This window comes from Sphingomonas molluscorum, from assembly GCF_039522995.1.
In the GTDB taxonomy this organism is placed as follows: Bacteria; Pseudomonadota; Alphaproteobacteria; order Sphingomonadales; family Sphingomonadaceae; genus Sphingomonas; species Sphingomonas molluscorum.
In genome coordinates this window covers 250,714-273,783 of the sequence record NZ_BAAAEL010000001.1, presented here as the reverse complement: position 1 = coordinate 273,783, position 23,070 = coordinate 250,714, and the positions used below count along the sequence as shown (strand labels likewise).

The following is a 23,070-nucleotide window of genomic DNA, read 5'->3' as shown; positions in this document are numbered from 1 at the left end:
AGGCTGACCTTTAAGGGGCTGCGGGGAGCGTAAGACGGAAGACGGTGCCGGACGGGGTGTCGAGCAGTCCCAGCTCGCCCCCCGCCGAGGCCAGCAGCGATCGTGCGATCGGCAGGCCGAGGCCCGTTCCCCCGCGTGCCCGCCGCGAGGTGAAGAAGGGCTCGAAGATCCGGCCACGGTCGGCGAGCGGAATGCCGCCACCATCGTCGGTGACGGTGACGAGCACGCCTCGATCCTCCCGGATGCCGATCGTGATCTCGCTCGCGCCGGCCTGGCGGCTGTTGTCGAGGAGGGTGGCGAGCACGGCCTCGAGCGTCGCCTGCGGCATGGCGGCGGCTGGCACCGGCGTCTCGACCTCGACGGCGATGGCGCACTCCGCGCTGCCGAGCGCGTCGGCCAGCCGGCGGGCGGTGGCGACGACGTCGGCGGTGCCCTCCGACGCTGCCGTCATCATGTCGGCACGGGCGAGTTCCAGCAGCCGCGAGACCAGCAGCGTCAGCCGGGAGGCGTCTGCGTCCACATTCGCCAGGAACCGGCGCCGATCCTCCGGCCCCATGTCGTCGGCGTGGTCCTGCAGCAGCTCGATCGCGCCGCGAATGGCGGCGAGCGGCGTCTTGAATTCGTGGCTGACGGCATGGGCGAAGTCGCGCAGGTAGCGGGAACGCTTGTCGATCGCCTCGGCCATGACGGCGAAATCGCGATACAGGTCCTGGATCTCGATGGCGGCGGTGGGAGGCACCGCGGGCACGCTGCCCTGGCCGGCGGCGACGCCGCGCGCGGCCTGGCGCAACTGGTCGATCGGGCGAGCGATGCCGCGCGAGAGCAGGCCCGACAGGACGATCAGCGCGCCCAGGATCGCAAGCACCCCGAAGGCGATCTTGCCGCGATCCTCGTACAGGCCGACGAACAGCGCGCGTGCCGATCGCGACAGCAGCAGGACGCCCACCACCTGTCCATCGACGATGATCGGCCGGGCATGGTGGACGCGGATTGCGGCGGCCCGCGACAGCCATTCGAAGCGATAGACCGCGCGATAGGCGCCGTTGCGGCGGAGGGTGGTGGCGGGCCTGCCGTCGAGGGCGGAGGCGACCTCGGGCAGGGCCGCGTAGCTGCCGCTTGCCTTGCTGCCGGTCACGAGGCGGCCCTGCCGGTCGAGCAGCAGGATAGACGCGAGGGTCGCCTCGCGCGTCTGCTCCAGGACGGGCCCGAAGCGCACCGCGGCCGCCCGCGCATCGGCTGCCGGCGGCCCCGCCGGGGTCGGTGCCGGGCGCTCCGGAAGGATCGGAGTGCTGCTGAGGTCGACCTCCGTGCTGCCGGCCGCTTCGTACGACCGCGACCTTTGTGCTTTCGCAGGCGCTCGCGCGGAGGAAGCCGGGGAAGCCCCCGGCCACAATGCGGTGGCGCTGGCTGCAAGCGCCGCACCCTGCGCGGCCAGTTCGGCTTCGGTCTGGCGCACCAGCGTGTTCTCATAGACGCGCAGGAACACCGCGCCGACGCCGGGCAGCGCCGCGACCAGGAAGAAGCTGGCGAACAGATAGGTGCGCAGCGACAGCCGCGGCCAGTGCCGCCGGGCCCAGGCCTTGGCCGCGCCGATCACGCGGGGGCGCCGGTGCAGGTCCCGAGCCGATAGCCGATGCCGGGCCGGGTTTCGATCACGTCGGTGCCGCCGGCCTGCGCGAACTTGGCGCGCAGGTTGCGGATGTGGCTGTCCACCGTGCGGTCGGTGATGGCGAAGCCGGGCCCGTGGAGCCGGTCGATGATCGCGTCGCGGCTGAATACCTTGCCCGGCATCACCGCGAGCGTGCGCAGGATTGAGAATTCGGTGACGGTCAGCGGCACCTCCGCCTCGTCCCAGCGTGCCTGCCATCCCTCGACGTCCAGGGTCAGCCGGGCGTGGCGAATGGCGGCCCCGACGTGATCGGCCGCTGGTGGCCGCCCATGGGTGCGGCGCAGGATCGCCATGACGCGTGCCACCACCTCGCGTGGGGAAAAAGGCTTCACGACATAATCGTCGGCGCCGAGCTCGATGCCGAGCACCCGGTCGATCTCGTCGTCGCGGGAGGAGAGGAACAGGATCGGCAGCTCGCCGCTCGCCCTCAGCCGACGGCAGACCTCGAGCCCGTCCATGCGCGGCATGTTGATGTCGAGCACGATCAGGTCGGGACGCCGAGCCTCGGCGATCTCGAGCGCGGCCTCGCCATCTTCCGCCTCGACCGCGTCGAGCCCTGCCTTGCCAAGGGCGAAGACGAGCAGCTGGCGGATGTGCGGATCGTCGTCGGCGACGAGAATGGTGCGGGGCATGGGGCACAGGATCATGGTTGCCGCCCTTGCGTCAACGGCGCCGGTGGTGGGAACGGAGCGCCGTCACAGCCCCGGCCGTACGGTACGGCGCGGGGGAGTGGCGGGTGGTCGCCGAGCAGTGCGCGGGCGGCAGCGAGGCGGCGGGCGTTGCGCCAGGTCCAGCTATGCCAGTCGGCCTGGTCGCGTTCGAGACGCCGCAGCGCCTCCGCACGGAGATAGGAGACGCGGTCGCGCAGGAGCGGGCCGCCGGCGCGGCGTTCGAGCTCGGCCAGCGGCAGCAGCGCGGAAGGGCCGAGGCGCGCGAGATAGCAGAGGTCGAGGTCATCGCCGGCCCGCGCATGGCGGACGTTCCAGCTGGCGGCGGTGGCGCCCAGATCGATGACGCTGGCGGCGGCGAGGACGAGGCCGGCGGCGAGTGCGTTCGCGTTGACGAGCCAGCGGGTCGAGCGCCCGGCCAGCATCCGCCAGACGATCAGCACGAGCCCGACCGCCACCAGCGCCATCCAGGCGAGTGCGGCGATGCGCAGGCGGGTGAGCGAAAAGGCGTCGATGTAGTCGAGGGTTCGCAGGATGCTGGAGGCGACCAGCAACAGGTTCTGCGCGACCCAGAGCAGGATCAGCCGCCGGACGAGCGGGCTGCGCGCGCCGCTGCTGCCTGGCCGGGAGGCGACGAGCACGAACGCGCCGGCGAGAAGCGCGGTGACGATCAGCGGGTAGGCCCCGCGGTGGGCGTAGTCGGCAAGCGTGACGCCATCCGGCAGCGGCGCGCCGCTCCATAGGAAGGCGAGGTCGAGCGCGTTCTGGATCGCGAAGATCGCGTTGAAAGTCACGAGCGAAAGGGTGAGGGTCGCGATCGGCACGTCCGGTGCGCGCGGTCCCGCGAAGGCAGAGGCGTCGCCGATCCGCAGCATGGCGTGGCGCGGCCGGAGGCTGGGCCAGACCAGCAGCAGCACGAACGACCAAAAGATCAGATGGAACACGGCCGAGCTGAGGTCCGGGAAACGGATCGCGGCAAAGGCATTGCCGATCAGCGGATTGGCGGTGGCGAACAGGGCGAGGAAGGTCGCGCCACCCAGGAGCGGCAGCGCGAGGATCGCGAGCAGCGCTGCCAGATTCGCCCCCGGCCGCGCGGGTGAGACCTTCCGCAGGCCTATCATGTCCTGCAGCAACGCGACCGGGCTGAGCAGGCCGTGGAGGAACAGCCGCCCGGTCCAGCCGATCGCGGTCCCGAACCGGTGCTGCGGCAGCAGGACCGCGGAGGCGAGCGCCGCCCAGAACAGGCACCAGTCGAGCGGGTCGGGGTCGTCCACCAGCGCGAAACCGGCCGCGACCGCGAACAACAGCGCGCCGAGCGCAGCCCGGTTGTGGCGCAGGTGGGGGCGCGTGAGCGCGACCACCGCGGTCCAGGCCAGCGCGAAGAGGCCGAGGGTGGCGCCTGGCTCCTCGCCGTAGAAGAGCAGTTGCGCCACCGCGACCAGCGCGACGGCGCCGAGCGCTTTGCAGAGGAAGGTGAAACGTGGTCGGTGCTTGCTGGCGGTCATGCCGATCTCCCTTGATCGGCCAGGGACTAGGCAGCGCCCGTCGAGGTCACGTGGAAGCGTTCGACCGGAAACCATGGCGCTTCGGTGCAGAAGCCGTGCAGAGGGCGACCCTAAGTGCGCGACGGGTGGACATGGCAGCGCTTTGGCGGCACGGCGGCGGCGCTCCTCCCCCACCACCGCGGGTTCCGATTTCATGACGCAACAGCCTGAAAGCCGCCGCGGCCTGATCCACGGCGCCACCGCCTATGGCCTGTGGGGTCTGCTTCCGCTCTATTTCCACCTGCTCGATCAGGTCGACGCCGGCGAGATCGTGGCGCAGCGGGTGCTGTGGTCGGTCGTGCTGCTGGTGCCGATCGTGCTCGTGCTGGGCCGTCGCGCCTCCTTGTGGGCTGTGCTGCGCAATCCGCGGACCATGGTGATGCTGGCGGCGAGCGCGGTGCTGATCGCGGCGAACTGGCTGCTCTATGTCTGGGCGGTGCTGCACCACCAGGTGCTGGCCGCGAGCATGGCCTATTTCCTGAACCCGCTGTTCAACATCGCGATGGGCGTGGCGCTCCTGGGCGAGCGGCTGACGCGGGCGCAGGCGGTGGCGGTGCTTCTTGCCGGGGCGGGCGTGGCGGTGCTGGCGCTGGGGGCGGGCGGTGCGCTGTGGATCAGCCTGACGATCGCGCTGAGCTTTGCCTTCTATGGCCTGATCCGCAAGCTGGCCCCGGTCGAGGCGTTCGAGGGGCTGACGGTCGAGACGCTGCTGCTGGCGCCGTTCGCGCTGGGTTATCTCGTTTGGCTGTCCGGCCATGGCGGCATGAGCTTCGGCCGGGAGGGCGGGACCACCGCGCTGCTGGTTCTGGCGGGGGCGGTCACCACGGTGCCGCTGCTGCTGTTCGCGGCCGCCGCACGCGAGCTTCGGATGGCGACGCTGGGCCTGCTCCAGTTCCTGGCGCCGACCATGCAGTTCCTCTTGGCGATCACGCTGTTCGGCGAGCGGCTGGACCCGGCCAAGCTGCTGAGCTTCGGACTGATATGGGCCGGGCTTGCGGTCTATGTCGGCGGCAGCGTCCTCAGCCGCACGCGGCGTGACGCCGTCGCCTGACGCAAACGGGGCCGGCAGGCGCCGGCCCCTCCAGGCTTAGCGGCAGACCACTTCGCGACGATCGAGCGAGCGGCCGAGCAGTGCGCCGCCCGCACCGCCGATCAGCGTCCCCAGCAGCTGCGAGTCGCCGTTGGTAAGGATGTTGCCCAGCACGCCACCGGCCAGGCCGCCGACGATCAGTCCAGTCGTGCCGTCCGTGCGGCGGCAGTAGTAGCGGCCGTTGCTGCCGCGATAGACGCGGTCGTTTCGGCTGAGGTAGCGCGGCTGGTAGTAGTTGCCGCCGCGGTAATAGCGATCGGCATAGTAGCGGCCCTGGCCGCGCTCGTACCGGTTGTAGTCGTAGTTGCGGTACTGGCGCCAATCGCGCTGGTTCTGGGCGGCGCGGCGCCGGTCGTCGCGGCGATCCTCGCGGCGTTCGTTCCAGCGCCGCTCGTTTCGCTCGCGCTGCTGCCGGGCGCGGGCATCGCGATAATCCTGATCGCGCCATTCCTGCGCGGCCGGCGCCGCCGACGCGGCAGCCGGGATGGTGGGAAGAACCATGGCCGCCATCAGGCTGGCGATCAGGGGAATACGCATGACAGTCTCCACTTGGCTTTGATGCGTGAAGAACGGTGCGATGGAGTCCCGGGTTGCGTGAACGGCAAACTACCTTCCGTTCATCCAGAGGCCAGCAAGCGAGGCGGAAGAGTTTGAATGCTTGTCAGGAATGGGTGGACAGCGGACATAGCGTGTAACGGTATTATATGACGATCAGAGGCATTGAGCATTTTCCGCAACCGGAAGACTGGACCGAATTCAGCCTCCAGCAGCTTGGCTACAGGCGGTACTCGGTCTCGATATTCGACCACTGGCTGACGGAGGACGAATGGTCACTGCACCCGTTCGTCTCGCTGGAGCGAGCCCGCGCGAACGGGTTTGAGCAGGCTTTCCACGAGCAAAACCGGAAATTTCGCGCCTTTTACCGCAGCATCTTCGACGGTGGTGTTTTCCGTCTGACTGGATCGCGTTCGAGGCCGCAGGTGACTTGGCACGCTCGCTGGGATCGCCGTCTGAAGAAGGCCGTGACCGCTATGGTAGAAGACCGAACTTGGGGCGCGGAGTTCTACGCACCGGTCTCTCACATCCGTATCTCGTCCGGCGATGCCCGCACCGATACCGTGTTCCTCGAACGGAATGCGGATGAGGCCGCCATCAGAAACCTCGTGATGAGTCACGGCCTAAATCTCATCGGCTGATCCGACATGGGTGCAAGTAAGTGGTTAGCTGCCGTTCAGTCGAACCAGCGAGTGTGCATAGAGCTCAAAAAAGATCGGTCTTCCACGGGATACCCGGACGCTGAACCGATCACCGAATCCACGCCGCACTGGGGGCAAAGGGCTGTTCCGCCTTCATCCTCCAGCCACTCATCGATACTAGCCGTCATGAAGGTTGCTTGGCAGTAGAAGCAGCCGCACACCCCACTTCGCTCCAGCTGCTCCCGGTGGTCGCGCGAATGACGGTGAGCAGCATCCAACGCCTGAGGATCATATTCCATCAGGCCAGCATCGACGCGCTAGGGAATGTCGGCAAGTAGGCGCTAGCTGTCGTTCTCGTTCAGGCCGCAACCTAGTCCGCGTCTGCCGAGCCGAGTGCCTCGGCCATGCCCGCGGCGGCTTCGCGCAGCATCGCTTCGGATTGCGCGGCGGCTTTCAGGAAGTCCGCCTGGGAGGCGGGCGTATAGTTGCAGCCGACGAACAGGTGGTCCGCGGGAGGGGACGGGGGCGCCTCGCCGCCGAACGCCTTGGCCAGCGCCGCCTCGATCGAACCGCCGGTCGGTTCATAGGCGCCGAGCATGGGGCCGGTCTCGGGATCCACGAAGCGGTAATATTGCTCGGTGACCTTGATGGGTGCGCGCTCCATCTTCTGCGCGGCAATGAAGGCCGCTGCCTTGTCCCGCGGCCAGAACGTCACGACCCAATCCTTCAGGAAGTAGACGGTGGAGACCTGCTCCCCCAGGAACGCGACGGGCTTGGAGAGCGTGTAGCCGTAGAGGCCGATCACGCCCTTTGTCTCCTCGCTCTCCTTGATCTCCCGCATCCAGGCGGGCCGCTTGCCCTGGAGAAACAGCGCGGTGGCGAAGGCGACCGCGGCCGGATGGGACCGGCAGCTGAGCGCATCGCCCAGCGTCTCGGGCGTAAGCCGGATGTCCTCGTCCTCCACCGGGGTTGCCTCAGGCTCGGCTTCGTCGGCCTGGGCGAGCGCGGGCACGGGCAAGGCAAGCGAGAGCGGAAGCAGCAGGCGCAGCAGAGTCGCGTTCATCAACCAACCTGTCGAACGGAGGCGGGCCGACCCGAGCGCGGGCGCGCGGGTCGGCCGTGTGGATCAAGCGGCGATGCGCTCGCTGCCCGGGTAGGCGAACAGCAGGTCGGCGCCTTCGCCGGCTTCCACCTGGGTGGTGCCGGTCAGCGTCAGGCACTCGCCGGCCTTGAACGGGGTGCCGTCGGCGGTGCCCTCGCCAGTGACGGGGACGAGCCAGCCGGTGGTGCCTTCCGGAAGCGTCACGGTGCGGGTGCCGGCGGGCCAGCGTTCCAGCACGAACTTGGGACCTTCGACCAGGATGGTGCGGTCCTCGGAGACCTTGCCGGGTGCGGGCGGGGCGACGAAGGGTACTGCGTCCGACACGGCGACGCCGTCGTCCAGGTGCAGCTCGCGCGGACGGCCATAGTCGTAGAGGCGGTAGGTCGTCTCGGAGTTCTGCTGGATCTCGATCAGCGTGATGCCAGCACCAATCGCGTGCACGGTGCCCGAGGCCGAGTAGAAGAAGTCGCCCGCCTTCACCGGCTTCCAGTCGAGCTTGTGCTCGATCGAGCCGTCCTCGGCCGCCGCGCGCAGTTCCTCGTGGGTCATGGGTACAAGCGTGCCGAGCGCGATGGTCGAATCCGGCTCGGCGGCCAGGATCACCCAGCATTCGTCCTTGCCGCGCGGCAGGCCGCGGGCCTGGGCCTGGGTGTCGTCGGGGTGGACCTGCACCGACAGCTTCTCGCTGGTGAAGAGGTACTTCACGAGCAGGTCGGGGGTCGAATCGCCGGGCGACTTGAACCAGACCTCACCGATCGGATCGCTGCCCGGGGCCGGATCGGGGAAGCCGGGCCACAGGTCGGTGCGGCCCCAGGGCTTTTCGACGCGGTGGGTTTCGAGCATCGTCGCGGGCAAGTCGGTTCTCCGTTCTCGTTGGGCACAAGGCATCGGGAAGCACGGCGGGGCCGCCGCGCATCCGATCGGTTTCACGTTGCGCGAAAGCTATTGTTCGCGCCACCCCTAAGCGGCTAGGACGCAGCTCATGCGTAAGTCCCTGTTCCGTGCAAGCACGCTGGTCCTGTTCGCCGCTGGAGCGGCAACCCTCTCCGGCTGCGCGCGCAGCGGGGGCGGCTCCGCCGACACGCCCTATGTGGCGCGCGACGTGGGCACGCTCTACACCGCGGCGAAGAACCGCCTGGATCGGGGGCAGTACAAGCTCGCCGCCGGCCTGTTCGACGAGGTCGAGCGCCAGCACCCCTATTCGGTGTGGGCGCGCCGCGCGCAGGTGATGGGTGCGTTCAGCTATTACCTCGACAAGGACTATGCGAAGGCGATCGCTGGCGCGCAGCGGTTCCTGACGGTGCACCCGGGCAATCAGGAAGCGCCCTACGCCTATTATCTGATCGCGCTGTGCTATTACGAGCAGATTGCGGACGTCACCCGCGACCAGAAGATCACCGATCAGGCGATGACCGCCCTGGGTGAACTGATCCGCCGCTATCCCCAGACCAACTATGCTGCCGACGCGCGCCTGAAGCTCGACCTGGTCCGCGACCATCTCGCCGGCAAGGAAATGGAGATCGGTCGCTTCTACGAGCAGCGCGGCCAGTGGCTGGCGGCATCCATGCGCTTCCGCCGCGTCGTCGACGAGTATCAGACCACCACCCATGCGCCCGAGGCGCTGATGCGGCTGACCGAGACCTATCTGGCGCTGGGCGTGCCGGACGAGGCGCGCAAGGCCGCGGCCGTGCTCGGCGCCAACTATCCTGGCACCGAATGGTACGAGCGCGCCTACAAGCTGATGCAGGAGCATGCGCCTCAGACCGCGGCCGCCAAGGACGCCTGACGCGCGCGATCTCCGACCCCGGACGATGAGGACGGATCGATGCTGACGGCACTGTCGATCCGCGACGTCGTGCTGATCGAGGCGCTGGACCTGGAGTTCGGCGCCGGGCTGGGCGTGCTGACCGGCGAGACCGGGGCGGGCAAGTCGATCCTGCTCGACGCGCTCGGCCTCGCGCTGGGCGCGCGCGGCGACACCGGGCTGGTGCGCGACGGTGCGACCCAAGCGGTGGTGACCGCGAGCTTCGATGCGCCCGCGGCCGGCACGCCGCTTGCCGCCATCATCGAGGAAAACGGGCTGGAGCTGGAGCCCGGCGAGCCGCTGATCGTGCGCCGGCTGGTGAAGCGCGACGGCGGCAGCCGCGGCTTCGTCAACGACCAGCCGGCGTCGGCGGCGCTGCTGCGCGAGATGGGCCAGCATCTGGTCGAGGTCCACGGCCAGCATGACGATCGTGGCCTTCTCAACCCGCGTGGCCACCGCGCCCTGCTCGATGCCTTTGCGCGGATCGACGTGCGGGAGGCGGCCGCCGCCTATCGCAAGTGGCGCGATGCCGAGGCGGCGCTCGGCGCGGCGCAAGCCGAGATCGAGACCGCCCAGCGCGACCGCGAGTGGCTGGAGCACGCGGTCGCAGAGCTCGACGCGCTCGCGCCCGAGCCGGGGGAGGAGGAGGCGCTCGCCGACCGCCGGCGGCTGATGCAGCGCGCCGAAAAGGCGTCCGACGATCTGCGAGCGGTGGAAACCCTGCTGGAAGGATCGGGCGGGGGGCTCGCCCAGCTGCGCCAGGCGGCGCGGGTGCTGGAGCGGCTGGGCGACGACCATCCCGCCCTCGCCGAGGCGCTGGCGGCGGTCGATCGCGCGGTGATCGAGGGCGCGGTGGCCGAAGATCGGCTGCGCGAGGCGCGGGCGGCGCTCGCCTTCGACCCGCGCGCGCAGGAGGAGGATGAGGCACGCCTGTTCGAGCTGCGCGGCGTCGCGCGCAAGCATCGCGTGCGGCCGGACGAACTCGCGGATCTCGCCGACGAGCTGCGCGGGCGGCTGCGGCGGCTGGAGTCGGGCGAGGAAGGGATCGCCGCGCTGGTGGCGGAGGTCGCGGCGGCGCGCGGCGCCTATGATGCGGCGGCCGAGGCGCTGAGTGCGCGGCGGACGGCGGCGGCGAGCGCGCTGGACCGTGCGGTGGCGGGCGAGCTGGCGCCGCTCAAGCTGGAGGCGGCGCGCTTCCGCACGGTGGTGGCGCCGCTGGGCTCCGAGCAATGGTCGGCCGCGGGCAAGGACCGGGTCGAGTTCGAGATCGCGACCAACCCGGGCACGCCGTTCGCGCCGCTGATCAAGATCGCGAGCGGCGGCGAACTGTCGCGCTTCATCCTGGCGCTGAAGGTCGCGCTTGCCGAGGAAGGCGGCGCGGGGACGATGGTGTTCGACGAGATCGACCGCGGCGTCGGCGGCGCGGTGGCGTCGGCGATCGGCGACCGCCTCGCGCGGCTGGCGGAGCGCACCCAGGTGCTGGTGGTGACCCACAGCCCGCAGGTCGCCGCGCGCGGACGGCGGCACCTGCTGATCGCCAAGCGCCATGACGGGGTGGTGACGCGAACCGGGGTCACGCCGCTCGATCCCCAGGAACGCCGCGAGGAGATCGCGCGGATGCTGTCGGGCGCGGAGATCACCGACGAGGCGCGGGCGCAGGCGGCCCGGCTGATCGATGCCGTCTGAGGGGCATTGCGGGGTGCTGGGTGGTGACCCTCAGAAGGGAACGTCCGCTAACGCCCAGTTGTGGTCATTGATGGGGTACGATCTACTACCCGGATGCAGACGCTCGAACCACTTCTTCGCCGCCTTGCGCGGCGGTCCCACGCAAGCTGGTGGGTCGGCAAGCGACCAGACGTTCGTGAGGGGCAAGTAGCTAAGGTGATCGCGGGGCAAGTGGGGTTGCCGACCGCGCTCGATGATCCATTCGCGGGCGACCGGATGGTTTTTCTCGATAGGGCCGCAGCCGCGCACGTCCTTGCCGTGGCAGGAACGACAAGCTTAGCCTACGGTAAGCCTTCACCCTCCGCCGGGTTTGTCCGGGACGCTAAAGCGGCTCTCGCCGACTTGGCTGACGACGCCAGCTTCCTTAGCAACGGGCATTGGAAAGAGGGCGATCCGACCGGTTGGAGCCCACTCACCTCTGCAACCTTTGACTGCGGAGTGATTGGCTTTGACCGCGACAACGCCTTCATATTCTGGGTGAAGGAAGAGGACTGATCAGACCGTCAGGTTCGCCATAGTTCTTCCCGATAGCTGCCGTTCGGCAAACCACCCACTTTCGGTCCCCGCGACGGAGACACCCTCCGCTTGGCCTGCCGATGCCGCAGAAACGCTGTCAGGAGCCTGGAACGCATCGCTGTACCCCAGTGCCTACCTTCACCGGCAGCCCCCTACTTCGAACCTGAGGCGCCGTGCTATGGATGACGCATGCTCGGTCTGAAGCTAGCCTTGTGCGCCCTGCTCTTCATGGGAGTTCTTACCCCTTCGGCGAACGCATGCCGCGTGTCGCAAACACCGGAGAAAAGGATCGCGGATGTATACGCTGAGGAGGCCGAACTGCGGGTGGCGCTGGTGACTGTGACCGAAGCTCGGCACCTCAGCAATCCAATGACCCGAAGGATGCAGGCCCTTTTTGAAAGCTACGAGGCTCCGTGGCGCGTCACCGCTTCGATCAACCAGACGGTCCATGGGGGCGACTCACCGGAGCTGGTCGTCTTCGACAGGGGGTGGGGAGCTGCGGCATGTGATGACGAAACGCCGATGCCACGTCCAGGAGATCGTTGGGTGATCTACTATGTTGCTGACCACGAGATTGGCGCAACGAAAGTCATCCTGAGCTACCCGCTGGATACCGCGAAGCGCGTGGACCCCCGACTACATGGCCTGCGCAGCTAATCCACACCGGACGTTCACTTGGGTAAGCCGGTTGCCTGAAAGCCGGCGTTCGTGAGAAACCAGCGAGGTGTTTATTCGGGGTGCGCTGATGCCAGAAAAGACCGTCGATGCGGTGCTTGACTACCCACCTGCTTGGGCGGTCGCTAAAATTCTGACGCTGTCCGTCTTCATGATTGCGACCGCTGAGTGGTGGGTTCGGCGCTCGCCCTTGATGCTGGCAGTAGACCTACTTCTAGTCGGCCTTTGGTTGGCAATCCGGCGATTGAAGCCCGTGGATTATGATCCCAGATGGCCGCGCAAGGTGAGATACGAACCCTGATCCGCAGGGCAGCGGCAGCTTGGACCTTCCAACGCCCCAAAATGGACCGTCCGTTTCCCATCCTAATGCGACATTCAGGCCGGCGATCGGCCGAGCGACCGCGTTCCCTGGCGCCTGCGGCATGCCGCTTCTGCTTGGCGCTATCCTGCTCTAGGGTGGTCCTTTCTCTTCTCCCCGAAGGTTGCCGATGCGTTCCCTGCTGCTTTGCCTGCCGTTGCTTTCCCTGAACGCGGCACAGCCCGCGCTTGCCCAAGCCGCGCCTGCGGTGTCCACGGCCGAGGCAGCGCTGACCCCGAAGCAGGCGGCGTTGAAGGCGCATGTCGCGTTCCTCGCCTCCGATGCGCTGCGGGGCCGCGAGGCGGGGACGCCGGACTATGACGTGGCGGCGGAATATGTCGCGGCCCAGATGCTGGCGGCGGGGCTGACGCCGGGCGGCAAGGACGGCAGCTGGTTCCAGCCGGTGCCGCTGGTCGCCGCCAAGCCGGCGGGCGAACCGACGATGGCGCTGCGCGTCGCGGGGCAGGCCGTGCCGATGGCGTTCGGCACCGACTGGACGATCCGGGTGACGCCCACTGCCGAGCGCATCGCGCTTTCCGCGCCGGTGGTGTTCGCGGGCTATGGCATCGTCGACAAGGCCAGCGGCCGGGACGATTATCGCGGGCTGGACGTGCGCGGCAAGATCGTCGCGATCCTCTACAGCGGGCCCAAGGGGCTCAACAGCGAGATCGCGGCGCACCTGAGCAACCGGCTCGACCGCGCGCGGGTGGCGAAGGCGCATGGCGCGGTGGGCGTCGTGGTGATCGAGACCAGCCAGATCCACCAGGTGTTCCCGTTCGAGGCGATGGCCGAGGGCTGGGACACGCGCGGCGTGACCTGGGCGGACGCGGCGGGCAAGCCGCGCGACGCCGGCGTGCCGACGCTGGGCGTGCTGAGCTTTGCCGGCGCGGAGAAGCTGTTTGCGGGATCGAAGATCCGCTGGAGCGACGTGCGGGCCGCGGACGATGCGGGCAAGAAGCTGCCGACGGGGGCGCTGGCGGCGACGCTGTCGACGGAGCAGCGCTTCACGATCGAGCATGTGCCGAGCGCCAATGTGGTGGGGATGCTGCGCGGCTCCGACCCGACGCTGTCGAGCGAAGTGGTGGTGCTTTCCGCCCACCTCGACCACATCGGCGTGACCAAGCCCGTCGATGGCGACGCGATCAACAACGGCGCGCTCGACAATGCGATCGGCATCGCATCGATGCTGGAGGTCGCCAAGGCGTTCGGCACCGAAGCCGCACGGCCCAAGCGCAGCCTGTTGTTCGTGGCCGTCACCGCCGAGGAGAAGGGGCTGATCGGCTCCGACTATTTCGCGGCGCACCCGACGGTGGCGAAGGAGAATGTGGTCGCCAACGTCAACCTCGACATGCCGATCCTGACCTATCGCTTCGTCGACCTGGTCGCGTTCGGGGCGGACCGGTCGAGCATCGGACCGGCGGTGGCGGCGGCGGCTAAGGCGCGCGGCCTCGCGCTGGTGCCGGACCCGGCGCCGGAGGAAGCCGACTTCGTGCGCACCGACCATTACAGCTTCGTGCGGCAGGGCGTGCCTTCGGTGTCGCTCAACCCGGGGCCGGGCGGGCCGGGCGCGGCGGCGACCAAGGCGTTCCTGGAGAACAACTATCACCAGCCCTCGGACGAGATCGGGCTGCCGATCGACTGGAGGGCGGCAGAGGACTTTGTCGACGTGAACCAGGCCATCGTGCGTACGCTGGCGGATGCGCCGGACCGGCCGCGTTGGAACAAGGGGGATTATTTCGGGACGCTCTACAAAGGGCCGATGGCGAAGTAGGCGGGTCGCGCAGGATCCCACCCCCGTTTGTCTCGAGCAGGGATCGAGCTTGTCGAGAGCCCGTGTCGAGAGGGAGGCGCGACCTCTCGACCCGAAGGGCAGGGGTGCAGGCGGGGTGTGAGAACGGCGTCGAAAGAGCCGCAAGCGATTTCTCGGTACGCCGTCTCGACAGGCTCGACGGCTACTCGAAACAAACGGGTAGGAGGGATGGCGTGGTGAGGTTGGGGTCGGTCTAGGATGCGGATGCTGGTGTTCGGGCTGGGCTATGCCGCGGGCGTTGCTGCCAAGCGGCTGCGCGCGCGGGGCTGGCGGGTGATCGGCACGAGCCGGGACGGGCGTGATGGGACGATCGCGTTTGCCGACAGCGATCGCGTGCGGTTCGAGGTCGCGGCGGCGGATGCGGTGCTTTCGAGCGTGCCGCCTGTCGGCGACGTGGATCCGGTCCTAGAGACCTATGGTGATGCGCTGGCCGAGCGCGGATGCTGGCTCGGCTATTTGTCCTCGACCGGGGTCTATGGCGACGCCAGCGGCGGCTGGGTGGACGAGAGCGCGCCGCTGGGCGGGCGCAGGGCCGCGCGGGTGGCGGCCGATCGCGCCTGGCTGGCGCTGGGCGCTCGGGTGCTGCGGCTGCCGGGCATCTATGGTCCCGGCCGCTCGCCGCTGGAGCGGGTGCGGGCGGGGACGGCGCATCGGGTGGACCTGGCGGGCCAGGTGTTCAGCCGGGTGCATGTCGACGACATCGCCAGCGGGATCGCCGCGGCGTTGGACGGGCCGGCGGGGGCCTACAACCTCGCGGACGACCTGCCGGCGGACCAGAATGCGGTGGTCGACTATGCCGCACGACTGCTGGGGATGGCGCCGCCGCCGTTCGTGCCGCTCGAAAGCCTATCGCCGATGGCGCAGGGTTTCTATGCCGAAAACCGGCGGGTGGCGAACGGGCGGGCGAAGCGCGTGCTCGGCTGGCGGCCGCGCTTTCCCGACTACCGGTTCGGCCTGCGCGCGCTCAAGGCAATGACCAGCCCGGCGAGCACGAGCAGTGCGCCGGCGCCGGCCAGCATCGACCAGCGGTAGCCCTCGAACAGGGTCGAGAGCAGCATCGCAATCACCGGCACGACGACGCCGTTGTACGCCGCCTTGGCCGGGCCGATCGCGCGGATGATGCCGAAGTAGAGCGCAAACGCGATCGCCGAGCCGAAGATCGCGAGATAGAGGATGCCCGCGACATAGGCCCAGCGCCAGTCGAACACCGGCGGGCCGACGGTGGCGCTGGCGAAAGCAGCATCCATCGCTGCGCCCATCAGCATGGCAATGCCGAGCACCGGCGCCATCGGGTAGCGCTTGGCGGCCTTGGTCGCCTGCATGACGTTGGCGACGGAGGCGCAAAGCACGCCGGCAAGGGTGATGCCCATTCCGAGCAGCACCGTGTCGCTGTCGGCCGCTGCCTGGCGCAGCTCATGCACGAACAGCAGCGCGACGCCGACCATGGCGATGCCGGAGCCGACCAGCAGCTGGCGGCCCATGCGCTGGCCAAGGAAGATGCGCGCGAGCGTCGCATTGGGGACGATCAGCAGCGCGTAGACGACGGCGACCAGGCCGGAGGTCACGAACTGTTCGGCGCGATAGACGAAGTTGAAGTTGAGGCAGAATTGGGTGAGCGCCAGCACGGCCGCGAAGCTCCAGCCGCGCGCGTCGAGGCGCAGCGACTCGCGCCGGAGCAGCGCCCACACCAGCATGGCGATCCCGCCTACGCCGAAGCGATACGCGACCGACCAGGTCGGCGGGACCACGCCGAGCTGGTCGCGGATCACGATCCAGGTCGATCCCCAGATCAGCGTGACAATCCCGAACGGGATCAGCACGCCCAGCGTAGCGGAGCGCGGCGTCTCGCCGGCGAGGACGGGCGTGGTCACAGCGCCGCGATGGCATCGGCGAGCGGGCGGATCTGCTCCTCGGTCTGGTCCCAGGAGGTGACCAGCCGGATCTCGCCCGGCGCCCAGTCGTAGAAGTCGAAGCCGAGCGCGCGCAGCGAGGCGGCTTCCTCGGGGCTGGCGCGCAGAAACACCTCGTTCGCCTGGACCGGGTAGACGAGGCGGTCGCCTGCGGCCCGCGCGAGCAGCGCGGCACCGGCGTTGGCGGCACGCGCGTTGGCGAGCCACAGGTCGTCCTCCACCATCGCCAGGATCTGCGCGGCGAGGAAGCGGCCCTTGGACGCGAGCAGCCCGGCGCGCTTGCGGCGGTATTTGGTCGCGGCGGCGAGTTCGGGCTTGAAGAACACCAGCGCCTCGGCGCTCATGCCGCCGTTCTTGATGAAGCCGAAGCTCAAGGCGTCGACGCCAGCCTTCCAGGTGACCTCGGCGGGCGAGCAGCCGAGGTGGGCGACGGCATTGGCGAAGCGGGCGCCATCCATGTGGAGGCCGAGGCCGCGGGCGCGGGTGATGGCGCCGATCGCTGCGACCTCTTCGGGCGTATAGACCAGGCCGTATTCGGTGGCGTTGGTGATGGAGACGGCGTGCGGCTGGACCCAGTGGACGCCGTTGACGATCCGGTCGAGGCGGGCGGTGAGGGTGTCGGGCGTGAGCTTGGCGCCAGGACCCTCCACCAGCAGCAGCTTGGCGCCGTGGGTGTAGAATTCGGGCGCGCCGCCCTCGTCGTTCTGGATGTGCGCGTCGGCGTGGCAGACGATCGCGCCGTGCGGCGGGCAAAGTGCTGCGAGCGCCAGGCAGTTGGCGGCGGTGCCCGAAGGGACCCACAGCGCCGCCACCTCGGTCTCGAACAGCTCCGACAGCCGGCCGTCGAGCGACTGGCTGAGCGCGTCGCCGTCATAGGCGGTGTCGAGCCGGTTGGCAGCGAGGATCGCCTCGATCACCTGGGGGCAGGCGGCAGCGGCATTGTCGGAAAAGAAGCGCATGGCCGCGCCTTGGGCGGCGGCGCGGCCGAGGTCAACGGCTAGCTAAGGGCGCGCTCACTCTTCGTCTTCCGGCAGGCGGCGTGCGTCCGGCAGCGGCGGCGGCGGGGGCGGGCCGCGGCGGTCGCCGTTGCGGTCCACCACGATGCCGCCGTCCCGGTCAAGGCGCAGGTTGAGGCCCAGGCCCTGGACCTGTCCCTCCAGCGCGTCCGTCGCCTCGTCGATCCTGGCACCGGCCTCGTCGATCGCGTCGCCTGCGATGTCGACGCTGTTATCGATTGCCTCGTCGAGATCCTCGTTCACTTCGGGCGGCGGGGGCGGCAGCTGCACGCCCAACGCCTCCGTCATGAAGTCGCGCCAGATGCGCGCCGGCAGGCCGCCGCCGGCGAGGCCGGGGTTGGGCGTGTTGTCGTCGTTGCCGAGCCACACGCCCGCGACGATGTCGCCGGCATAACCCACGAACAGCGCGTCGCGGGAATCCTGGGTGGTGCCCGTCTTGCCGAACGCTTCGATGGGCAGGTTCGCCTGGTGGCCGGTGCCGCGGATCGAGGCGGCGAGCAGCTCGCGCATGCCGTCGAGTTCGCGGCGGCCGAGCGGGCGGCTGCTGTTGCGCAGCCGTTCGAACCAGCTGGTCTGTTCCTCGTCCTTCAGGCCATGCGGGCGGACCGGCGCCTCGCCGGCCGCGATCGCGGCATAGGCTGCGGTCAGTTCGAGCAGCGAGACGTTCGCGGTGCCGAGCGCGATCGTCGCCTCGTTGGGGATCGGCGTCGAGATGCCGAGGTCGCGGGCGGCGCGGATCACGTTGCGCACGCCCACTTCCTGCGTCAGCCGCGCCGAGGCGACGTTGCTGGAGCGGGCGAAGGCGCGGGTGAGCGGGATGGTGCCGAGATAACGGCCGTCGCTGTTCTTGGGGCTCCAGTCGCCGATCGTGAGCGGCTCGTCCTGCACCGGCGAGTCGGGGCTGAGGCCGGAGCGCAGTGCTGCCAGATAGACGAACAGCTTGAAGGTGGAGCCGGGCTGGCGCCGCGCCTGCACCGCGCGGTTGAACGGGCTGTCCTTGTAGTTCTTGCCGCCGATCATCGCGATGACGCGGCCATCGGGGTGCATCGCGACCAGCGCCACCTGGGTCTGGCGAAGCCCCGCGCGGCGGACCGCCCGCTCGGCGGCGCGCTGGATGCGGCTTTCCAGCGTGGTGGTGACGCGCAGGTCGGTGCCGACGCCGCCGGCACGGTCGCGCGCGGCCGGGATCACCCAGTCGGCGAAATAGGTGCCGCTGGGGAGATCATCGCCCTTGGCGACGCGGAGCTTGGCAGGCTTCACCGCCCGCGCCTCGGCGGGGGTCAGGAACCCGGCGGCCTTCATCGTCGAGACGACCACGGCCTGCCGCTCGCGCGCGCCCTTGAGATTGCCGGTGGGGGCGAGGCGCGAAGGCGCCTTGACCAGCCCTGCGAGCATCGCCGCCTGCGCGGTATTCAGGTCCTGCGGCTTGCGGCTGAAATAATGCTCGGACGCTGCCGACAGGCCATAGGCGTTGTCGCCGAAATAGACGTTGGAGAGATAGCGCGAGAGGATCTCGTCCTTGGTCAGCCAGGCTTCGAGCCAGAAGGCGATCATCACCTCGCGCAGCTTGCGGGCGGCGGTGCGGTCGGAGTCGAGGAAGGCGTTTTTCGCGAGCTGTTGCGTGATGGTGCTGCCACCCTCGCGCACGCCGCCGGACATGGTGTTGTGCACCATGGCGCGCAGGATGCCGCGCGGGTCGATGCCCCAGTGGCTGTAGAAGCGACGGTCCTCGACGGCGAGGAACGCCTGGGTGACGTGCTTGGGCAGCTTGGTCGCGTCGACCGGCTTGCCGATGTTGGCGCCGCGCTGGGCGATCGGAGTGCCCTCGGCAGAGAGCAGCGTGATCGAGGGCGGCAGCGGCGGCTGCAGCGACTTCGACAGGGGCGCGGTGAGCGCCAGCCACGCGATCGCCAGCACCAGCAGGATGATGCCGGCCGCCACCAGCCGGATCGTCCAGCGCAACCAGCGGGGACGCCCGCTCCGGACCGGAGGAGCAGGCGGCGGCGGCGGAGGCGGCGGCGCCCCGAAGCCGCCGTTGCCGCCGAGCGGCGTGGCGGTGCCGCTACCGGCGCCAGCCGCCAGATCGAACTCCGCCAGCGCGGCATCGAACTGCGCCATCCGCGCACGGCGCTGCTGCTCCAGTTCGCGCAGGGCGGTGGAGGAGCGGCCGACGCGGGCCGGATCGAGCGGGCGGCCTTGCGGGAAGGGATCGTCTTGCATCTGAAGGGCTGTGTTACGTCTCTAGCACAGCATCCGCAAGCGCGGGTGCGTCGCGGTGGTGCGCAAGGAGCCGCTAGCGCAGGAGCTAGGCGAGGAAAAGGCAGGGTTCGGTTGCGAGACGTGGCCGGCTTGACCGGCCCGCAGCCCTCAGGCCTCCAGCTCGGCGTCCCAGTAGAGCCAGTCGTGCCAGGTGTCGTGCAGATGGTTGGGCGGGAAGCGGCGGCCGTGTTCCTGGAGCTGCCAATTGGTCGGGCGGATCGGCGCGATGTGGAGCGGCATGTCGGCCTGGCGGGGGGTGCGGCCGCCCTTGCGCAGGTTGCACGGCGCGCAGGCGGTGACGACATTCTCCCAGGTGGTGCGGCCGCCCTGGGCGCGCGGTACGACGTGGTCGAAGGTCAGGTCCTTGGGCGCGCCGCAGTACTGGCAGGCGAAGCGGTCGCGCAGGAACAGGTTGAAGCGGGTGAAAGCGGGAAAGGCGGAGGGGCGGACATATTGCTTGAGCGCGATCACCGAAGGGAGCTTCAGCGAGGCGGTGGGGCTGTGTACTTCGCGTTCGTAATGGGCGACGATGTCGACCCGGTCGAGGAATACCGCCTTGATCGCGGTCTGCCAGGGCCACAGGCTCAAGGGATAGTAGCTGAGCGGCGTATAGTCGGCGTTCAGCACAAGGGCCGGGCAACTGTCCGGATGGCGCATCAGATCGGGATGAAACATGCGTTCCCCTCGCCCTCGTTCCCGGCTGCCTATGACAGCGCGTGGTGACAAGGGCATGACAGCATGGGCCGCAAGGGCCGGTCAAGGGGGAGTTGCATTGATCCGAACCAGCCGCTTCGCGCCGAGCCCCACGGGGCGGCTGCACCTCGGGCACGCCTGGTCGGCGGTGCAGGCCCACGCGCTGGCGCGGGCGAGCGACGGCCGCTTCCTGCTCCGCATCGAGGACATCGACCAGGGCCGCAGCCGGCCCGAGCATGTCAAAGGGATCCTGGCGGACCTCGCCTGGCTTGGGCTCGAGCACGACGGGCCGGTGGCGTTCCAGTCGCAGCGGATGCCGATCTACGCCGAGGCGCTCGACCAGCTGAAGGCGCAGGGGCTGGTCTACCCGTGTTTTTGCACCCGCGCTGACATCGCGCGCGAAGTGGCGGCAAGCGCATCCGCTCCCCACGGCAGCGACGGGCCGGTCTACCCGGGAACCTGCCGCGAGCTTGCGCCCGATGTCCGCGCCCGCCGGCTCGCCGTCGAGCCGCACGCTTGGCGGATCGACATGGCGCGCGCGGTCGCGGTCGCCGGGCCGCTCGAGTGGCGCGATGCCCATGCCGGGGTGGTGGGGGCCGATCCGCAGGGCCAGGGCGATGTCGTGCTCGCCCGCAAGGACGCGGGCGTCAGCTATCACCTGGCGGTGACGGTGGACGACGCGGCACAAGGCGTCACCGACGTGGTTCGGGGGCGCGACCTGTTTGCGGCAACCCACGTCCACCGGCTGCTCCAGGCGCTGCTCGACCTGCCGACCCCCTTCTACCATCACCACCCGCTGCTGGTGGGCAGCGATGGCGAGCGGCTCGCCAAGCGCCATGGTGCGCCGACGCTGGAATCGATGCGGGTGACGGGCGTCGACGGGCGGGCCCTCGCAGGGGAGCTGAGGGCGGGGCGCCTGCCGCTTGGCTTCGCGCTGGCAAGCGCCTAGGCTCCCTGCATGAACACGTTTCTCGTCCTGCTCCTGGTCGCGGCGATGATCGCGACGGTGGTTGCGCTGGTCCGTGGCGTCGTCACGTTCCTCAAGACCTCCGGCGAGGAGGCGCGCGGGCAGGGGCCGAGTGCGGCGAGCGTGAAATCGAACAAGATGATGCAGGCGCGCATCCTGTTTCAGGCGATCGCCATCCTGATCGTAGTGCTGATCCTGTTCGCGGCGGGGCGCACCTGATGGTCAAGCTCAACAAGATCTACACGCGCACCGGCGACGACGGCACCAGCGGCCTGGCGGACGGATCGCGGGTTGCGAAATCCTCCTTGCGCATGACGGCGATCGGCGACGTGGACGAGGCGAACAGTGCCATCGGCGTCGCGCGCACGGCGCTGGGGCACGGCATCGTCGAGGAAGCGCTCGCGCGTATCCAGAACGACCTGTTCGACCTAGGCGCGGACGTCGCCACTCCGCTGGCGGAGGGCGAGGCACCGGGCGCGGCGCTCCGCATCGTCGCCTCCCAAGTCGCCCGGCTGGAGCAGGAGATCGACCGGCTGAACGACGAGCTGAGCCCGCTCACCAGCTTCGTGCTGCCCGCGGGCGACGCGTCCGCCTCCGCCCTCCACCTGGCGCGCGCCATCGCCCGGCGCGCCGAGCGCAGCGCGGTTGCAGCGACCCAGGACGCGGCGCTGAACCCGCTGGCGCTCGCCTACCTCAACCGCCTTTCCGATTATCTGTTCGTCGCCGCCCGCTGGGTGAACCAAGCGGGGGCCGGAGACGTTCTCTGGGTTCCAGGGGCACAGCGATAGGCGAAGCGGCGGGCGATGCAGGACATTCAGTACGAGCCTGCGTATCCCCCGCTCCAGAGTCGGTTCGCCGGGGTGCGCGCCTTGAGCGAGGCGCTGGTCGCGCCGCTCTCGGATGCCGACGCCAGCGTCCAGTCGATGCCCGACGCGTCGCCCGCGAAATGGCATCTGGCGCACACCAGCTGGTTCTTCGAAACCTTCGTGCTGCGCGACCATGTGTCGGGCTACACGCTGCACGACCCACGCTTCCCCTTCCTGTTCAACAGCTACTATGAGGCGGAGGGGAAGCGACACGCCCGCGCCCGCCGCGGCATGGTGACGCGCCCGAGCCTGGACGAAGTGCTGGGCTACCGCCATGCGGTGACGCAGGCCGTGCTGGAGAACTGGGAGCGCCTGCCCCGGCAAGCGATGGAACTCGTCGAGCTCGGCTGCCAGCATGAACAGCAGCACCAGGAACTGCTGCTGACCGATATCCTGCACCTGTTTTCGGAGAACCCGATCGAGCCGGCGCTGTGGCCCGCGCCGCGCAAGCAGCCGGTCGCGGTGCCGCCGCCCACCGGCTGGATCGAGCATCCGGGCGGCATCGTCGAGGTGGGGCATGATGGCGAGAGCTTCGCCTTCGATTGCGAGGGCCCGCGCCACCGGGCGCTGCTACACCCCCATGCGATCGCCGACCGTACTGTCACTAACGGCGAGTGGGCGGCCTTCGTCGCCGATGGGGGCTATCGCGAGCCGCGCCACTGGCTTTCGGACGGCTGGAACTGGGTGCAACGCGAGGGGATCACCGCGCCGCTCTATTGGGCGGAAGGCGAGGGCGGCGGCTGGACCCGCTTCGGCCTGGATGGACGGCGCCCGGTGGATCCTGCCGCCCCGGTGACGCATGTCAGTTTCTATGAAGCCGATGCCTATGCCAGCTGGGCAGGCGCACGCCTCCCGACCGAGCAGGAGTGGGAAGCGGCAGCCGCCGGAGAGGATGCCGGCGGCGGCAACCAGCTGGACGGTCCCGGGCCGCTCGAGCCGCGCCCCGCCGCCGCCGCTCCCGCCTTCTTCGGGGACGTCTGGGAATGGACCGGCAGCGCCTATCGTCCCTATCCGGGGTTCCAAACGGCCGAGGGCGCGGTCGGTGAGTACAACGGCAAGTTCATGAGCGGCCAGTTCGTGCTGCGCGGCGGCTCCTGTGCCACTCCGCGCGGGCACCTGCGCGCCAGCTATCGCAACTTCTTCTACCCGCACCAGCGCTGGCAGTTCACCGGCGTACGGCTCGCGAAGGACCTTTGATCCCC

The 23,070-nt window shown here is 69.4% G+C and carries 23 protein-coding genes; 12 read left to right on the top strand and 11 right to left on the bottom strand.

Going from position 1 to position 23,070, the window contains the following annotated elements:
• Window positions 1-10: 10 nt before the first annotated feature.
• From ABDZ92_RS01385 to ABDZ92_RS01375, 3 genes are read right to left on the bottom strand one after another with little or no spacing between them, the layout of a single operon-like run.
• On the bottom strand, window positions 11-1,597 hold the full coding sequence (locus ABDZ92_RS01385; protein WP_125961685.1) for a sensor histidine kinase: 1,587 nt from the start codon (window positions 1,595-1,597) through the stop codon (window positions 11-13).
• Window positions 1,594-2,301, bottom strand: a complete 708-nt coding sequence (locus ABDZ92_RS01380) for a response regulator (RefSeq protein ID WP_164521323.1) — start codon at window positions 2,299-2,301, stop codon at window positions 1,594-1,596. The genes ABDZ92_RS01385 and ABDZ92_RS01380 overlap by 4 nt, the downstream gene beginning before the upstream one ends.
• Before the next feature lie 11 nt (window positions 2,302-2,312).
• A complete protein-coding gene (locus ABDZ92_RS01375) occupies window positions 2,313-3,842 on the bottom strand; it encodes a DUF4153 domain-containing protein (RefSeq protein ID WP_125961683.1) in 1,530 nt (509 codons plus the stop codon).
• Between the two features lie 193 nt (window positions 3,843-4,035).
• Between ABDZ92_RS01375 and rarD the strand changes: the two genes are divergently transcribed.
• The gene (gene rarD, locus ABDZ92_RS01370) at window positions 4,036-4,932 is read left to right on the top strand and encodes an EamA family transporter RarD (RefSeq protein ID WP_125961682.1); all 897 of its coding nucleotides are present in this window, start codon (window positions 4,036-4,038) and stop codon (window positions 4,930-4,932) included.
• A gap of 36 nt (window positions 4,933-4,968) precedes the next feature.
• Here the strand turns inward: rarD and ABDZ92_RS01365 are convergent, their stop codons facing one another.
• The gene (locus ABDZ92_RS01365; RefSeq protein ID WP_125961681.1) at window positions 4,969-5,508 is read right to left on the bottom strand and encodes a glycine zipper 2TM domain-containing protein; all 540 of its coding nucleotides are present in this window, start codon (window positions 5,506-5,508) and stop codon (window positions 4,969-4,971) included.
• A gap of 167 nt (window positions 5,509-5,675) precedes the next feature.
• Between ABDZ92_RS01365 and ABDZ92_RS01360 the strand changes: the two genes are divergently transcribed.
• Entirely contained in the window at window positions 5,676-6,167 is a 492-nt protein-coding gene (locus tag ABDZ92_RS01360; RefSeq protein WP_125961680.1) for a hypothetical protein, read from the top strand.
• 35 nt (window positions 6,168-6,202) lie between these two features.
• On the opposite strand, the gene ABDZ92_RS01355 is transcribed toward ABDZ92_RS01360, so the two are convergent.
• The 3 genes from ABDZ92_RS01355 to ABDZ92_RS01345 form a co-directional block, all read right to left on the bottom strand.
• Complete coding sequence (locus tag ABDZ92_RS01355) at window positions 6,203-6,466, bottom strand: cytoplasmic protein (RefSeq protein WP_125961679.1); 264 nt, start codon at window positions 6,464-6,466, stop codon at window positions 6,203-6,205.
• 71 nt (window positions 6,467-6,537) lie between these two features.
• Entirely contained in the window at window positions 6,538-7,230 is a 693-nt protein-coding gene (locus ABDZ92_RS01350) for a hypothetical protein (protein ID WP_125961678.1), read from the bottom strand.
• A gap of 63 nt (window positions 7,231-7,293) precedes the next feature.
• The gene (locus tag ABDZ92_RS01345) at window positions 7,294-8,124 is read right to left on the bottom strand and encodes a class I mannose-6-phosphate isomerase (protein WP_125961677.1); all 831 of its coding nucleotides are present in this window, start codon (window positions 8,122-8,124) and stop codon (window positions 7,294-7,296) included.
• Between the two features lie 127 nt (window positions 8,125-8,251).
• Here ABDZ92_RS01345 and ABDZ92_RS01340 point away from each other — a divergent pair, with 127 nt between their 5' ends.
• The 6 genes from ABDZ92_RS01340 to ABDZ92_RS01315 all read left to right on the top strand — a co-directional run bounded on the left by ABDZ92_RS01340 (window position 8,252) and on the right by ABDZ92_RS01315 (window position 15,189).
• On the top strand, window positions 8,252-9,055 hold the full coding sequence (locus tag ABDZ92_RS01340; RefSeq protein WP_125961676.1) for an outer membrane protein assembly factor BamD: 804 nt from the start codon (window positions 8,252-8,254) through the stop codon (window positions 9,053-9,055).
• A 39-nt stretch (window positions 9,056-9,094) separates the two neighbouring features.
• Complete coding sequence (gene recN, locus ABDZ92_RS01335; protein ID WP_125961675.1) at window positions 9,095-10,759, top strand: DNA repair protein RecN; 1,665 nt, start codon at window positions 9,095-9,097, stop codon at window positions 10,757-10,759.
• A gap of 93 nt (window positions 10,760-10,852) precedes the next feature.
• Window positions 10,853-11,293, top strand: coding sequence for a hypothetical protein (locus ABDZ92_RS01330; protein ID WP_164521322.1), 441 nt, complete (start codon window positions 10,853-10,855; stop codon window positions 11,291-11,293).
• A 210-nt stretch (window positions 11,294-11,503) separates the two neighbouring features.
• Complete coding sequence (locus ABDZ92_RS01325) at window positions 11,504-11,971, top strand: hypothetical protein (protein ID WP_125961673.1); 468 nt, start codon at window positions 11,504-11,506, stop codon at window positions 11,969-11,971.
• 506 nt (window positions 11,972-12,477) lie between these two features.
• On the top strand, window positions 12,478-14,118 hold the full coding sequence (locus tag ABDZ92_RS01320; RefSeq protein ID WP_125961672.1) for a M28 family metallopeptidase: 1,641 nt from the start codon (window positions 12,478-12,480) through the stop codon (window positions 14,116-14,118).
• A 237-nt stretch (window positions 14,119-14,355) separates the two neighbouring features.
• Window positions 14,356-15,189: a Rossmann-fold NAD(P)-binding domain-containing protein gene (locus tag ABDZ92_RS01315; protein ID WP_125961671.1), complete on the top strand. Its 834-nt coding sequence runs from the start codon at window positions 14,356-14,358 to the stop codon at window positions 15,187-15,189.
• On the opposite strand, the gene ABDZ92_RS01310 is transcribed toward ABDZ92_RS01315, so the two are convergent.
• From ABDZ92_RS01310 to ABDZ92_RS01295, 4 genes are all read right to left on the bottom strand, one after another.
• Window positions 15,099-16,028, bottom strand: a complete 930-nt coding sequence (locus tag ABDZ92_RS01310) for a DMT family transporter (RefSeq protein WP_125961670.1) — start codon at window positions 16,026-16,028, stop codon at window positions 15,099-15,101. The genes ABDZ92_RS01315 and ABDZ92_RS01310 overlap by 91 nt on opposite strands.
• Window positions 16,025-17,026: a threonine aldolase family protein gene (locus tag ABDZ92_RS01305; protein ID WP_125961669.1), complete on the bottom strand. Its 1,002-nt coding sequence runs from the start codon at window positions 17,024-17,026 to the stop codon at window positions 16,025-16,027. The genes ABDZ92_RS01310 and ABDZ92_RS01305 overlap by 4 nt, the downstream gene beginning before the upstream one ends.
• A 54-nt stretch (window positions 17,027-17,080) precedes the next feature.
• Window positions 17,081-19,303 carry a transglycosylase domain-containing protein gene (locus ABDZ92_RS01300; RefSeq protein WP_241211940.1) on the bottom strand — a complete coding sequence of 741 codons (2,223 nt, stop codon included), beginning with the start codon at window positions 19,301-19,303 and terminating at the stop codon, window positions 17,081-17,083.
• A gap of 147 nt (window positions 19,304-19,450) precedes the next feature.
• A complete protein-coding gene (locus ABDZ92_RS01295; RefSeq protein ID WP_125961668.1) occupies window positions 19,451-20,017 on the bottom strand; it encodes an HNH endonuclease in 567 nt (188 codons plus the stop codon).
• A gap of 97 nt (window positions 20,018-20,114) precedes the next feature.
• On the opposite strand from ABDZ92_RS01295, the gene gluQRS reads away from it, so the two are divergent.
• The 4 genes from gluQRS to egtB are packed head-to-tail and all read left to right on the top strand — an operon-like array spanning window position 20,115 to window position 23,065.
• A complete protein-coding gene (gene gluQRS, locus ABDZ92_RS01290) occupies window positions 20,115-20,984 on the top strand; it encodes a tRNA glutamyl-Q(34) synthetase GluQRS (RefSeq protein WP_272695212.1) in 870 nt (289 codons plus the stop codon).
• Window positions 20,985-20,993: 9 nt separating this feature from the next.
• The gene (locus ABDZ92_RS01285) at window positions 20,994-21,221 is read left to right on the top strand and encodes a twin transmembrane helix small protein (protein WP_125961666.1); all 228 of its coding nucleotides are present in this window, start codon (window positions 20,994-20,996) and stop codon (window positions 21,219-21,221) included.
• A complete protein-coding gene (locus tag ABDZ92_RS01280; protein ID WP_125961665.1) occupies window positions 21,221-21,790 on the top strand; it encodes a cob(I)yrinic acid a,c-diamide adenosyltransferase in 570 nt (189 codons plus the stop codon). The genes ABDZ92_RS01285 and ABDZ92_RS01280 overlap by 1 nt, the downstream gene beginning before the upstream one ends.
• A 15-nt stretch (window positions 21,791-21,805) precedes the next feature.
• A complete protein-coding gene (gene egtB, locus ABDZ92_RS01275) occupies window positions 21,806-23,065 on the top strand; it encodes an ergothioneine biosynthesis protein EgtB (RefSeq protein ID WP_125961664.1) in 1,260 nt (419 codons plus the stop codon).
• Window positions 23,066-23,070 lie beyond the last annotated feature (5 nt).